Origin of the sequence: Streptomyces sp. KR80, from assembly GCF_052245555.1 — a bacterium.
Taxonomy (GTDB): domain Bacteria; phylum Actinomycetota; class Actinomycetes; order Streptomycetales; family Streptomycetaceae; genus Streptomyces.
This window is the reverse complement of record NZ_JBQQCD010000001.1, coordinates 79,723-92,454: the sequence shown is the minus strand read 5'-3', so window position 1 is coordinate 92,454 and position 12,732 is coordinate 79,723. Positions and strand designations below refer to the sequence as shown.

The 12,732-nt window shown below is 69.3% G+C and carries 12 protein-coding genes and 1 pseudogene; 2 read left to right on the top strand and 11 right to left on the bottom strand.

Annotation, left to right across the window (positions count from 1 at the left end; genetic code table 11):
- Positions 1 to 192 precede the first annotated feature (192 nt).
- Positions 193 to 573, bottom strand: a complete 381-nt coding sequence (locus ACTWQI_RS00435) for a hypothetical protein (protein WP_443266277.1) — start codon at positions 571 to 573, stop codon at positions 193 to 195.
- A 22-nt stretch (positions 574 to 595) separates the two neighbouring features.
- On the opposite strand from ACTWQI_RS00435, the pseudogene ACTWQI_RS00430 reads away from it, so the two are divergent.
- Positions 596 to 1,151, top strand: a pseudogene (locus ACTWQI_RS00430) (DUF5753 domain-containing protein); the annotation flags it as partial.
- 49 nt (positions 1,152 to 1,200) lie between these two features.
- Here ACTWQI_RS00430 and ACTWQI_RS00425 read toward each other — a convergent pair.
- The 4 genes from ACTWQI_RS00425 to gmd all read right to left on the bottom strand — a co-directional run bounded on the left by ACTWQI_RS00425 (position 1,201) and on the right by gmd (position 6,092).
- Complete coding sequence (locus ACTWQI_RS00425; RefSeq protein ID WP_443266275.1) at positions 1,201 to 2,067, bottom strand: glycosyltransferase family 2 protein; 867 nt, start codon at positions 2,065 to 2,067, stop codon at positions 1,201 to 1,203.
- Complete coding sequence (locus ACTWQI_RS00420) at positions 2,064 to 2,534, bottom strand: hypothetical protein (protein WP_443266273.1); 471 nt, start codon at positions 2,532 to 2,534, stop codon at positions 2,064 to 2,066. Before ACTWQI_RS00420 ends, ACTWQI_RS00425 begins: the two co-directional genes overlap by 4 nt.
- On the bottom strand, positions 2,531 to 4,759 hold the full coding sequence (locus ACTWQI_RS00415; protein WP_443266271.1) for a LamG-like jellyroll fold domain-containing protein: 2,229 nt from the start codon (positions 4,757 to 4,759) through the stop codon (positions 2,531 to 2,533). The genes ACTWQI_RS00420 and ACTWQI_RS00415 overlap by 4 nt, the downstream gene beginning before the upstream one ends.
- 319 nt (positions 4,760 to 5,078) lie before the next feature.
- Complete coding sequence (gene gmd / locus ACTWQI_RS00410; protein ID WP_443266269.1) at positions 5,079 to 6,092, bottom strand: GDP-mannose 4,6-dehydratase; 1,014 nt, start codon at positions 6,090 to 6,092, stop codon at positions 5,079 to 5,081.
- Between the two features lie 123 nt (positions 6,093 to 6,215).
- On the opposite strand from gmd, the gene ACTWQI_RS00405 reads away from it, so the two are divergent.
- Complete coding sequence (locus ACTWQI_RS00405) at positions 6,216 to 7,166, top strand: GDP-L-fucose synthase family protein (protein WP_443266267.1); 951 nt, start codon at positions 6,216 to 6,218, stop codon at positions 7,164 to 7,166.
- Positions 7,167 to 7,230: 64 nt separating this feature from the next.
- Here the strand turns inward: ACTWQI_RS00405 and ACTWQI_RS00400 are convergent, their stop codons facing one another.
- From ACTWQI_RS00400 to ACTWQI_RS00375, 6 genes are all read right to left on the bottom strand, one after another.
- Entirely contained in the window at positions 7,231 to 8,604 is a 1,374-nt protein-coding gene (locus ACTWQI_RS00400; protein ID WP_443266265.1) for a sugar transferase, read from the bottom strand.
- Between the two features lie 686 nt (positions 8,605 to 9,290).
- The gene (locus tag ACTWQI_RS00395) at positions 9,291 to 9,464 is read right to left on the bottom strand and encodes a hypothetical protein (RefSeq protein ID WP_443266263.1); all 174 of its coding nucleotides are present in this window, start codon (positions 9,462 to 9,464) and stop codon (positions 9,291 to 9,293) included.
- Positions 9,465 to 9,544: 80 nt separating this feature from the next.
- The gene (locus tag ACTWQI_RS00390) at positions 9,545 to 10,018 is read right to left on the bottom strand and encodes a hypothetical protein (RefSeq protein WP_443266261.1); all 474 of its coding nucleotides are present in this window, start codon (positions 10,016 to 10,018) and stop codon (positions 9,545 to 9,547) included.
- 285 nt (positions 10,019 to 10,303) lie between these two features.
- On the bottom strand, positions 10,304 to 11,539 hold the full coding sequence (locus ACTWQI_RS00385) for an RNA polymerase sigma factor (protein WP_443266259.1): 1,236 nt from the start codon (positions 11,537 to 11,539) through the stop codon (positions 10,304 to 10,306).
- A gap of 48 nt (positions 11,540 to 11,587) precedes the next feature.
- On the bottom strand, positions 11,588 to 11,944 hold the full coding sequence (locus ACTWQI_RS00380; RefSeq protein WP_443266257.1) for a YciI family protein: 357 nt from the start codon (positions 11,942 to 11,944) through the stop codon (positions 11,588 to 11,590).
- A gap of 256 nt (positions 11,945 to 12,200) precedes the next feature.
- Entirely contained in the window at positions 12,201 to 12,668 is a 468-nt protein-coding gene (locus tag ACTWQI_RS00375; RefSeq protein ID WP_443266255.1) for a hypothetical protein, read from the bottom strand.
- Positions 12,669 to 12,732: the final 64 nt, after the last annotated feature.

Below are 12,732 nucleotides of genomic sequence, written 5' to 3'. Positions count from 1 at the left end.
TGCCGCCTGGCCTAGACTGCGGGGTTCCGCCAGATTCAGCAGTACGTCTACTGCGCCACCGGCAATCTGGTCCACCGGCCGGAACACCACGCGGGCTGAAAGCCAACTTCCTGACAACCGTTGCCTCTTAGCGAAGTCCATACGCCTCGCGCGTTGCGAAAGGTGATCAACCTTGGAAGGCTGATCTTGCACTTATGACCCGTCGGCGCTTAGGCCGTACGACCCTCCCGGGCATGCGTACTCAGGCCGTACGCGATGCGGGCAGCAGGCGATCAGGTTCAGTGACAGGAAGCGGCCCGCGGTCATCCACCAGCCGCCCACGACATCCTCACCGGCCGCCAGGGCGCGGGTGTTCTCCTGGAGCGGAGCGCTGGGCGCGTATGTTCCGGAGAAGAGCTCGGCGTGCTTCTTCAGCTGCTCGGCGTACCAGTCCGCGGCTTCCTTCGGCTCGGCGAACGTCGCCTCAATACGGGACGCCGGCTTCAGCAGCCAGTCGGCGCACTCCAGGGGCATCACCTGTGCCGAGCGGAACTCGGGGTGGCCCGGGCGCCGATGAGCGTCGCCCGGCTTCACCAGGACATCGCCGTGGCCGAGCCAGCTCCAGGACAGCTACGTGGAGTTGTTCCGGTCGACTGGCCTGTTCCGCGTGTACTCGCCCACGCTGGTGCCCGGGCTGCTGCAGACCGAGGGGTACGCGCGGGCCGTGCTCGGCACGAACGCCCGTCTTCTCGATGTGCCGGACGACTCCGACGAGGCTGCGGCGGCGCGGCTGGAACGCTCGCTGATCAACCACGAACCGGGCCATCGCTTCGTGCTGCTGATCGAAGAGGGCGTTCTCTACTACCAGTTGGGGGACCCGGACGCGATGGCTGCGCAGCTGGGCTACCTGCTCACCGCGGGCGCGTTGCCGTCGGTGTCGCTCGGCGTCATCCCCCATGGCGACCCGTGAACGGGCCCTGTGGCCACAGGAAGTGTTCAACGTCTACGACGACACCCTCGTGTCGGTCGAGCTGCTGTCGGCGCAGGTGAACATCACGCAGCCCAGCGAAATCGCCCTCTATCTGAAGGCGTTCGAGCAGCTGCGGAGCATGGCCGTGTACGGGGCGGAGGCGCGGGCGCTGATCGTGAAGGCGATCGACGCTCTGCACTGACCCCGAACGGGCGAAAAGGCCCCATCGGTCGGGCAGGGGGTGCAGTTCTCTAACCGCGCGCCCCCTCCCGCGCCTTCAGGCCGATCTGCCAGCGGTAGAAGGACATCGCCAGCGCGTAGTCGAAGCCCGCCCGGCCGTCCAGGAACCCCCGTTTGTAGAGATAGGCGTACGCGAAGGACAGCACTGGCTTGAACGGCGCTTTGTGGAAGAGCTGCCCCTGCCGGGTCTTCGCCTGCCGGATCTCCTCCTTGACCTCGGGGTGATGCTCCAGCCAAGCCTCCCAGTCCGAGTAGCGGTTGTGCCGCTCGAACCAGGTGCGCACCGGATCCAGGTCCTCGTGCTCGATCGGGGACTTCAGCCGCCGGACCGACTCGGCGACCGGCTGGTAGTGGCCCTCCTGCTCGCCCATGCCGGGCGCGTCCAGGTCCGCGAGGACAGGGAAGTGGCAGCGATTGCGGTCCAGCAGCGCCCGTTTCACGATGGTGTAGCCGTGGCGCAGCCGCTTGCCCGCGAACCAGTAGCCCAGCGGGATGTCGAAGGCCGCGACCTTCACCGGCCGGGAGAAGACGCACCGCAGCTCCTTCAGCAGTTCGGGGCTCGGCGTTTCGTCGCCGTCCAGGAAGAGCAGCCACGGCGTTTCGGGCCGTACGTGGTCCAGGCACCACTGCTTCTTCTTCGGGTACGCGCCGTCCCACTCGTACGGCACGACCTCGGCGCCCAGCCCGGCGGCGATCTTGCAGGTGTCGTCCGTGCTGGCCGAGTCGACCACGATCACCGCCTCGAAGTGGTCGATGACCGAGGAGACGGTCCGGGCGATGTTCTCGGCTTCGTTCTTCGTGGGGATCGCCAGGACGATCGGGAGCTTGCCCGGATGGCCGGTGCCGGTACCGGCATCCGGATGAGGCTTGGGGTTCAACCGCTGCCTCCCTTCCCCGCGGCCTCCAGCAACGGCCGCTGCTCCGGGCACAGATGGGTGATCGCCGGACCTGCGTTCGTGATCTCGCCCGAACGGATCGCGTCGATCGCCGCCTCGCGGTCGTGCCGTGCCGTACGGGTGATCCGGTCGCAGGTCTCCTCGCCGATCTGCAGCACGGCCGCCGGGTCCGTGCCCTTGGGCACGCGGTCGGCCAGGTAGGCCTGCTGCTTTTTCGTGAAGCTGCCAGTGGCCGGGGTCAGTTCGGACCTGGGCACCTTGGGGCCGGACGGGACCGCGGGTGGCTCATCGCCCTCTTCCGCGTCGCCCGCCTGGGCCGTACGCGCTGCCGGTGCGGCCGGATCCCGGCCGTCCGGCCCCGCCGCGTCCCCGCTCCCGCACCCGGTCAGCAGCGCCGCCGCCGCGAGGAGCGCGGCGGCGGCCACCGCCGCCCGGGCACGGGCGGTCACGAAGCCGCCCCGAGGTTGTGGTGCGCCGAGACCTGTGAGCCCGACAGCACGCTCGGATAGACCGCCGTCTCGTCGATCTGCCCGGCGAAGTAGTCGCTCGACGGGCTGTTCGGCCAGGACGAGTTGAGGGTGTCGCCCCCGACATGCCAGTAACCGACGTAGTTCTGGCTGGAGGTGACCAGCAGATTGCTGGCCTTCAGCGCCCCGTCCACGTACAGCCGCATGCCGCCCGACCCCTGCGTGGCGACGACGTGGTGCCACGTGCCGTCGTTCAGCCCGGAGGCGCTGCTGATGGTGCGGGTGACCCCGGAGTAGACGCCGAAGACGACCCGGCCGTCGTTCGTCATGTAGAGATGCTTGTCGTGGCTGCGGCTCGGCTCCAGAGTGCGGTCGCCGAAGCCCACCAGCTTGCCGCCGCTCGTCGTGGTCGTCCTGAACCAGGTCTCGATCGTGTACGACGCCGGGCGGCTGTGCTTGCGGTCGCTGAACGTGTACTCGTCGCTGCCGTTGTAGCCGATGGCCGTGCTCGGGCCGGGCACCGCGGCCGGAGTCACCCGGTACGACGGCCCGTTGCGGTGCACCCCGCTGTTGTCCGTGCCCGAGGCGTCGGCCGCGAACTGCCCGCTCGCCTCGTCGTACCGCCAGTACAGGCTCGCTCCGTCGGCCTTCACCCGCTGCGGATAGGCCTCGGCGGTGGCCGGCACGGTGACCGACTGCGTGGCCGACTTGGCAGTGGTGTTGGTGCCGTCGCTCGCCGAGACGCGGTACGTGTACGTGGCGCCCGGCGTGACATCCGTGTCGGTGAACGTCAGCTGCGGCCGGACCCACGGCAGTGAGTCACCGCTGACGGTGTGGACGGGCGTGGCGGATCCGTTCTTGTAGACCCGGTAGGTCAGCTTGCTGTCGTCCAGGTCCAGGCTCGACTGCCAGCGCACGTTCACCTCGCCCGGCTTGATGCTGGAGGCGTTGACCAGCGGTGTGGACGGTGCGCCGGTGTCCGGGCGGCTCGCGAACCGGGTGAGTCCCTGCTGGACGGAGCCGTTGACCGTGGTGAACTCACCGCCCACCCACAGATAGTCGGTCCCGCCGGACGACGAGGTCTCCATGACCCGCGGCCCGATCTGCTCACCCAGACCGTCATTGGTGTCCGGGAACCAGCCCAGCAGCGTCGGGTCGTCGACCGACTCGGCGAGCAGGTGCTTGCGGCGCTGGTTGGGGAAGGCTCCCATGCTGCTGCAGTCGTGCGCGTGCGAGCCGGAGTACAGCACGCTCTTGTGGACCTCGACCGACTGGGTGGCGCCCAGGCACGTGTCCCGCCAGCGCTGGCCGAAGTCGCCGAGATTCAGGGCGATACGGCCGTCGAAGACCCCGCCGCCGCTGCCCTCGTTGGCAGTGTAGAAGCCGGTGGCGTCCGTCGTGATGTCCTTGACCACCGAGGCGCTGTGGATGAACCCCAGCGGATACCCCTTCACCAGCGAGCCGGTGCCGGCGTCGACCACGGCGAGCGCGTGCGAGTCGGAGCCGCGCACCCTGAAGAAGTCCCCGCCGAGGAACACCTGCCGTCCGTCCGGGCTGACCTCGACGGCGCGGCCCGGCTCGTCGGCGTCGGCCGTCCACGGCAGGAGGTCACCCCCGGTCGTGACCGCTCCGAAGTACCGCCGGCTCTGGCCCTCGAGGGAGGTGAAGTCGCCGCCGAGGTAGACGGTGTCATCGGTCACGGCCAGGGCGCGGACGGTCGCCGAGGACGCCACCTTGAACGACGACTTCGGCGTGCAGCTCGCGATGTCGATCGCGGCCACATTGCTCACTCCGACGCCGTTCACCGCGCCGAACTGCCCGCCCGCGTACAGCGTGCTGCGGTCCGGAGAGACCGCCAGCGCCCGCACCGTCGCCGTCCCCGACCCGATGGTGAACGACAGCTTGCACGAGGTCGGTGCACCCGTGGCCGCGTCGAGCGCGACGAAGTTCACGGCCGGCTGCTCGCTGCTGCCGGCCGGCGCGTCCGGCGGTCTGACCTTCGAGAAGGTGCCACCGGCGAAGACGACACCGTCCGCCTGGGCCAGGGCCCAGACGATGCCGTTCGTCTGCCAGGTCGGCAGATCGTCGGCCGTGATCGCCACGGGCGAGGTGAGTGCGGTCGCCGCCGGAGCCGACACCACCCCCGCCCCGACGAGTGATGCGGCTGTCAACGACAGGACAGCCGTGTATACCCCCACTGATCGCATGTGCCCCCCTGGGCCCTGCTGATGTTGACGCGCGCTTGCCTTACGGCCTTTCGGACCGCTGCCGACGCTTTCCTCTTGAGGAAGGCCGCCCCACCACACTGCGCCGCGCTCACTCCTCGTGAGCTGGGTCCGGGGTCGGGTGGCGAGGTCTGCACCGCCCCGGAGATGAGTACGGGGTTCGGCACCGGCGCGCCCTTCCGCTCGCGCGCGACTCGGCTCTGCGGCCCATCGGCCGCCTGTGCACGGCAGGTTAGGGCGCCGCTCACCCTTCCGTAACCGGAATAGACAAAATGATGCCTGTACTTCGCCGGTTGATCTGTCATCTGTCGATACGCACTGCTGTACCAGACAATTCCGCGTCGAGCACGTACACATCGGCCTCCACCATGATTCGTGCCAGTTCCGGCCAGCGCACTTCCGGCTTCCAGCCGAGCAGCGAGGCCGCCTTGGATGCGTCGCCGATGAGGGCGTCGACCTCGGTGGGCCGCTCGTACTTGGGGTCGAAACGCACGTATGCGGCCCAGTCGAGATCCGCGGTCTCGAAAGCGGCCTCCAGGAACTGCCGCACGGTGGCCGCCTCGCCGGTCGCCACCACGTAGTCGTCCGGCTCGTCGCGCTGCAGCATCCGCCACATCGCCTCGACGTACTCCGGGGCGTAACCCCAGTCCCGTACGGCGTCCAGGTTGCCCAGGTAGAGCCGGTCCTGGAGGCCCGCCTTGATCCGGGCCACCGCGCGGGTGATCTTGCGGGTCACGAAGGTCTCGCCGCGCCGTGGCGACTCGTGGTTGAAGAGAATGCCGTTGACGGCGTGGAGGCCGTACGCCTCGCGGTAGTTGACCGTCGCCCAGTAGCCGAAGACCTTGGCGCAGCCGTACGGGCTGCGCGGGTGGAACGGGGTCCGCTCGCTCTGCGGGGGCGGGGTGGAGCCGAACATCTCCGAGGACGACGCCTGGTAGATCCGGGTGTCGATACCGCTCGCCCGGATCGCCTCCAGCAGCCGCAGCGCGCCCATGCCGGTCACGTCCCCGGTGTAGAGCGGCGCGTCGAAGGAGACCCGGACATGCGACTGCGCGCCCAGGTTGTAGACCTCGTCCGGCCGGATGTCGCGCAGCAGGTTGACCAGCGCCACACCGTCGGAGAGGTCGGCGTGGTGCAGCACGAGTCTGCGGTCGGGCTCCTGCGGACCCTGATAGATGTGGTCCAGCCGCTCGGTGTTGAAGGACGACGACCGGCGCACCAGACCGTGCACGGTGTAGCCCTTGGAGAGCAGCAGCTCGGCCAGATACGAGCCGTCCTGCCCGGTGATCCCGGTGATCAACGCGGTCTTCCCCATGGTGTCCCCCCTGGGTGCCGTGGGGCTCAGGCCCCCTGGATTTTGATGAGAGATGATGGTGTTTCACACCAATAAAGGGATTCGCTCCCTGGCGGGCGATCCGCACTGGCAGAATCCGGGGTCATGACGCGAGCGCATGACCTGATGCCGGGCACGGCCCGGATATTCGTGGCGGGACACCGCGGGCTCGTCGGATCCGCGATCACCCGCCGCCTTTCCGCCGACGGCCACGAGGTGATCACCCGTGGCCGGGACGAACTCGATCTGCGCGACGCCGCGCGGACCGAAGCGTTCCTGTGCGACGTCCGGCCGGACGCCGTCGTCCTCGCTGCCGCCAAGGTGGGCGGCATCATGGCGAACAGCACCTATCCCGTGCAGTTCCTCGAGGACAATCTGCGCATCCAGCTCAGCGTCATCGCCGGGTCGCACGCCGCCGGTGTCGGCCGGTTGCTCTTTCTCGGGTCCTCCTGCATCTATCCCAGGCTCGCGCCGCAGCCGATCCGCGAAGAGGCGCTGCTGACCGGCCCGCTGGAGCCGACCAACGAGCCGTACGCACTGGCCAAGATCGCCGGAATCGTGCAGGTGCAGTCCTACCGTCGGCAGTACGGGGACGCGTACATCTCCGCCATGCCGACCAATCTTTACGGGCCCGGCGACAACTTCGACCTCGAGACCTCGCATGTCCTGCCCGCCCTCATCCGCCGCTTCCACGAGGCGAAGCGGGACGGCCGGGACGAGGTGGTGCTGTGGGGCAGCGGCACTCCCCGCCGCGAGTTCCTGCACGTCGACGACCTGGCCGCGGCGTGCGCGCTGCTGCTGCGCGCCTACGACGGGGACGAGCCGGTCAACGTCGGCTGCGGCGAGGACCTGACCATCCGCGAACTCGCGGAGACCGTCCGCGAGGTCACCGGCTTCGCAGGCCGGATCGCCTTCGACACCACCAAGCCCGACGGCACCCCGCGCAAGCTCCTCGACATCTCCCGTATGTCCGCCCTGGGCTGGAAGCCGAGGGTGTCCCTGCGGGACGGCATAGCAGGTGTCTACGCCGCTTGGCTGGCGGCGGACAGCACCTGACGGGTCCGCCGCCGGGCTCCGTAGCCGGGCTTCTCGCCGTTGCGGCGGATGGGAAGTGCCCACCTCAGTACGCCCCACGGCCGTCGACGACGGCGCGGAACGTGCGGGCTATGACGTCCAGGTCCCCGCCCAGCGACCAGTTGTCCGCGTAGCCCAGGTCGAGCGCCACCGACTCGTCCCACGACAGATCCGAACGGCCGCTGACCTGCCACAGCCCGGTCAGCCCCGGCTTCACCGTGAGCCGCCGCAGCGCCACGTCGTCGTACTGGGCCACCTCGTCCGGCAGCGGCGGACGCGGCCCCACCAGCGACATCTCGCCGCGCAACACATTGACCAGCTGCGGCAGTTCGTCCAGCGAGCTGCGCCGCAGCCACCGTCCGATCCGGGTGACTCGCGGGTCACAGCGCATCTTGAAGAGCGGACCGTCCTGCTCGTTCGCCGCCGTCAGCTCCGGCCTGAGCCGTTCCGCATCCGCCACCATCGTGCGGAACTTCCACATGGTGAAGGTCCTGCCGTGCTGCCCCACCCGCGTCTGACGGTGCAGTACGGGACCGGGGGAGTCGAGTCGGACGGCCAGCGCCACCAGCCCGTACAGCGGCGCGAGCAGCAGCAGCCCGAGCGCCGCGCCCGCCCGGTCCAGCGCCGCCTTCGCGACCATGTGCAGCCCATACCGGGTGGGCGGCGCTATGTGCAGCAGCGACAACCCGGCAACCGTGGCGGCCCGGATCCGCCTCAGGGCGACATCCGTCAGGCCCGGCGACACGGCGAGCGGCAGCCCGGCGTCATGCAGGGCCCAGGAGAGCCTGCGCAGCCGTTCTCCGCTGAACCGCGGCCCCGGGGCCACCAGCACCAGCTCCGCCCCCAGCTGCTCCGCCGAGGCCAGCACCGGCATCCAGTCCTCGTCCGGGGTGGCGGGCGGTGCGGAGCCCAGGCGGGTCAGGACCGGAAGCCCGGACGTCAGCGGGGCGTCACCGACCGGGACCACGCCGATCGCCACATAGGCGTGGTCGGTACGGGCGGCCAGATGCTCCACCACGTCGTCCGCCGCACCCGGCTCGCCGATCACCAGCACCCGGTGCACCGACTGCGCCTCGCGCCGCAGCGCCGTCAGATGCCGGTGCGTCCCCTTGTGGCAGACGACGGTCGTCAGCGGCGCGCACGACACGGCGAGCAGGGCCAGCACCGGCTCGGAGCTCTCCCCGACGGCCACCCGGGCGACCGCGAGCAGCCCCAGCAACGTCAACCAGTCACGGAGGACGGGCAGTACGCCGCGGGACTCGCCGAGCGCCTGGGGCGCGTAGCGGCGGTGGCACGCCCGTACGCCGAGCCAGACGGCCGTCGCCGTCAGCGCGGCCGGGACGGGGTGTGGCTGGGATGTGCTGCCGAAGACAACGAGCACGGGCACGCCGATGCCCAAGACATCCGTGGCCAACGCCACGGGCAGATACCACGGCGCTTTGTCACTGCGCCTGCCGCCCCACAGGCTTCTCTGCAGTGAGACCGGTCTAACCGAGCCTTGAAGATAGGACACGCCACCACGCCGCATGGACCCCCCTGGCACATCGCGACCGAAGAAGCGCACCTGTCACTTCCCCAAATGACGGGTGCGCCGAGATGCCAGAGACGGTATGTCAAACAGCTGCCCGTCCGCCGGTGTTTCCCGATATTTGCCATCTCATCCTCCGGTGGTTCACGTAGGGGGTGAGACCGGATATATACCGCCTACTACGCCGGCCGTCGCCCCGGAACGGCAGCACGCGACCAGCGGGGCGACGCCACCGCACCCTCCGGCCTCCGCCCTCTCCCGGCGGAGCCGCAGCAAGAGCTCCCGCTGGCGCGTGGCCTGCGCCGAGGTGGGTTCGTTCTGGGTTCGTCGCGTCGCACCAGCAGTGCCTGCCGGGCGCGTGCGCGGTCGAGCGAGCCCCGAGCCCGCTCGCTCCCGAAAGGACGGAAAACACCCGGTCTATGAGCTCCGCCAGGCCGGCCGAGGCAAGCGCTTCCTCCCAGCCTCGTGGTCCTCACCCTCGACCGGACCGCGCACCCACCCTGCGCGAACCGGGCTCGCGGGCGGCGAGCCCGTCCGGCCTCATCTGCCGCGGGTGCTCTCGGGCTACCGGCGCGCGATCATTCCTGCGGGTCGGCCAGACCCCGTACCTCGATCCCGAGCCCGAACTCGTCCCGCAGGGCGACGGCCTGCTCGAGGGTGGCCAGGATGTAGATGTCGTCTTCGCAGGCGCCGCCCCCGCCTGCCGGGTGGAACACACGAGGGTCGTCGCCGACCGCCAGGCGCTGATACATGTTCGATTCCACGCGCTGATCTCGGCATGCCGTCGCCCTGGATCACGAGGTCATGATCGGTCACCAGCCGGGAGCAGCGTTCAGCAGGCGTCGTACCGCCATTCCCCGTTTTCCCGGACCCAGGGCTCCTGCTTGTGGTCGAACCTCGGAAGGCCCATGCCATACGTCACTCGGGCCATGTCTCCGGACAGTTGGTCCACGGAGAACCTCTTGACCTTGTACTGCTCGCGGTCCGTGTTTGCCTCGTAGGCCCGCTCCAGGAGAACTGAGAAAGCCTCCTTGTTGGTCTCTTCTTTGCAGTGGGCGGAGAGCATCGCATACCCAGTGTCGACGTCCGGCTTGAAGTAGGTGGCGGTGTAGTCGCGGACTGCCTTCTCCAGCGCGGCCCTGGCATCGCTCGAGGCGGCCTGGTTGTCCTTGGCGTCGCCGGCGCCGCGTCTCTGCGAGGTTGGCGGGGCCGGAGTCGGCTCCTTGCCGTCGCGGTCACTGCTGCATGAGGTGACTGCGAGGAGTGCGGCGGCGGTGAGTGCGGTGATGCCAGAGCGTGTGTGCATGGTTCCCCCGGAAGTCTGTCTCGTGAGACGCAGAAGGCCCGCGCTGTGGCGGACCCTCCTGCCCGGACGCGCCGGACGTAAAAGCCGATCGTGAGGCAGGGACGCCGGAAACGCAAGGATCACCTGCGCTGACGGCCTTCCCGGTGGCGTCATTCGGCGCCACCGGGAAGGCCACTTGGGTGCGGTCGGCGGGCAGCCGACCCTGATACGGCGCTGAACAGACGCGCGAAGTCGGAGCTGATGCCTTCGAGTTATGGCCTTTGGGGCTGCCGACGGGGTCGGCTGTCAGCCGCACTGCTCGGCCCGTGTTCGCAGCAGCTTCCGCTCCCGCTCGTTGCGGGTCAGGGCCGCCGCCCGCTCGAATTCCGACCGCGCCTCCGCCGTACGCCCCAGCCTCGCCAGCAGATCGCCGCGTACGCTCGGCAGCAAGTGGTAGTGCTTCAGGGTGGGTTCGTCGCCGAGGGCGTCCACGAGGGCCAGGCCGTCCGCCGGGCCGCTCGCCATCGAGACCGCCACCGCACGGTTCAGCTCCACGACGGGGGACGGGGCGATCGCCGCGAGCCGGCCGTACAGGGTGGCGATGGTCGACCAGTCCGTCTCCTCGTACCGCACCGCCTGGGCGTGGCAGGCGGCGATCGCGGCCTGCAGGGTGTACGGCCCCGAGACATCCCGCAGGGCGTTCGCGCGCCCCAGGGCGGCAAAGCCGCGCCGGATCAGCATCTGGTTCCAGCGGGTCCGGTTCTGGTCGGCGAGCAGCACCGGTTCGCCGTCGGGACCGGTCCTGGCGGCCGTACGGGAGGCCTGGAGCTCCAGCAGCGCGACCAGGCCGTGGACTTCGGGCTCCTTGGGCATCAGGCCCGCGAGCACCCGGCCGAGCCGGAGCGCGTCCTCGCACAGGGCGGGGCGCAGCCAGTCGTCGCCCGCGGTCGCGGAGTAGCCCTCGTTGAAGATGAGGTAGATGACTTCGAGGACGGAGTCGAGGCGCGCGGCGCGGTCGGCGCCGTACGGGACTTCGTAGGGGACGCCCGCCTTGGCGAGGCTGCGTTTGGCGCGGACGATGCGCTGGGCCACTGTCGGCTCCGCGGCCAGGCAGGCGCGGGCGATCTCCTCGGTCGTCAGCCCGCCGAGCAGCCGCAGGGTGAGCGCGATCCGGGCCTCGGCGGAGAGCACCGGGTGGCAGGCGGTGAAGATCAGCCGCAGCAGGTCGTCGTCGATGTCGTCGGCGTCCGACGGCTCGAGCGGCGGCACGTCCTCCAGGGTGCGCCCGACCTCCGCCAGCTTGCGAGCGTAGGTCTCCTTACGGCGTACCAGGTCGATCGCGCGATGCTTGGCGGTGGCCATGAGCCAGGCGCCCGGCTTGTCCGGGACGCCCGACTCCGGCCACTGCTCCAGCGCGGCGACCAGAGCGTCCTGCGCGAGCTCCTCGGCGATGCCCACGTCTCGTACGATCCGGGTGACACCGGCGATGATCCGCGCCGACTCGATCCTGAATACCGCTTCCACCGCGCTTGCTGCCGTCACGGCCACCCATCAGAGCAGCCGCGCGACGGCCGGGCAAGCGCTGCGGGTCTAGCCCTCGGCGATCTCTCGGACCTCAGCGGAGATGGTCCAGTACTCCTCGTGGAGCTGCAGGAAGCGCTTGGTCCATTCGATGGCCTCGGCCTTGTCCTTGGCCTGCACGATGGAGTAGCCGCCGATGACTTCCTTGCTCTCGGTGAAGGGGCCGTCGGTGACGGACAGCTCCCCGCCGGACCAGGTGACGCGGGTGCCCTGCGAGGTCGGGGTGAGCCCGGCCGTGTCGAGCATGACGCCGGCCTTGGTGATCTCCTCGAGCAGTGCGCTCATCCGCTCCATGAGCTCGGGGCTGGGGCCCTCGGCGGGGACGTTCTGCTCGTCGATGCGGATCATCGTCAGGTAGCGCGGCATGGTGACTCCTCGGTTCGGGAGAGCGGGGCCGTTCCCCGCCTCTCACCTCCATGTCGAACGGGAGACGGCCGTTTCGACAGCTTCCCCGGAATTCTTCTGAGAAATTTCCGGGACTGCCACCGGAGCAGGGGCTGTCACCGGAACAGGGGCACCGGTCTGCAACTTCTCGATCTCCGCTACCTGGTCGGCCCGCAGCGGGCCGTGCCAGTCGCGTACCCTCCGTGCCGACGCTGGAAGAGGCCGTGGTTCGTTCAGTTCAACGGATCAGTGTCGAAGCATGGGATACGAACGCTTCAATGGCCTGCCTAGCCTGGGTGTCCAGTGCGTCCCGCTCTGCCTGGTCCTGTGCGTTCGACACATCCCGTGTGCACTCATAGGCCTGCTCGGCTGCGAGGATCACTTCCCGGTCATCGGTGAGCAATTTGACTCGATAGAGCGCTTGTCGCGCCACTGTTCGGAGGCGGTGGGCCTCATCGCGCGCCGTGATGAAGGCTTCTCCGTCCGGGTCCTCCTGCTTGCGGTACCAGCGAGCCGCCTGCCCATGGCGGTACTCCTCCACTGCTGTGGCGAACGATCCGTACGTGGCTATGCGCTCCTGCCGGAGCGCTTCGGACCGCGCGAACAGCTCGCTGCGTCTGGACGCAAGACGCTGGAAGACGTGCGTGATCACGGCACCCAGAAGCGTGCCCGCAACCGCTACAACGCTTGTCCAGATGGCTTCCACGGCACCAGCTGATCACAAAGGATGCTGATGCGTTGTCAGCCTCAAGAAGCTGTTGGTCAACTCC

Coding starts and splice junctions, on each gene's coding strand:
- gmd (WP_443266269.1), bottom strand. CDS start 6,092: ATGGGGAAGACCGCGTTGATCACCGGGATCACCGGGCAGGACGGCTCG.
- ACTWQI_RS00395 (WP_443266263.1), bottom strand. CDS start 9,464: ATGTATCAGCGCCTGGCGGTCGGCGACGACCCTCGTGTGTTCCACCCG.
- ACTWQI_RS00380 (WP_443266257.1), bottom strand. CDS start 11,944: ATGCCGCGCTACCTGACGATGATCCGCATCGACGAGCAGAACGTCCCC.
- ACTWQI_RS00415 (WP_443266271.1), bottom strand. CDS start 4,759: ATGCGATCAGTGGGGGTATACACGGCTGTCCTGTCGTTGACAGCCGCA.
- ACTWQI_RS00390 (WP_443266261.1), bottom strand. CDS start 10,018: ATGCACACACGCTCTGGCATCACCGCACTCACCGCCGCCGCACTCCTC.
- ACTWQI_RS00405 (WP_443266267.1), top strand. CDS start 6,216: ATGACGCGAGCGCATGACCTGATGCCGGGCACGGCCCGGATATTCGTG.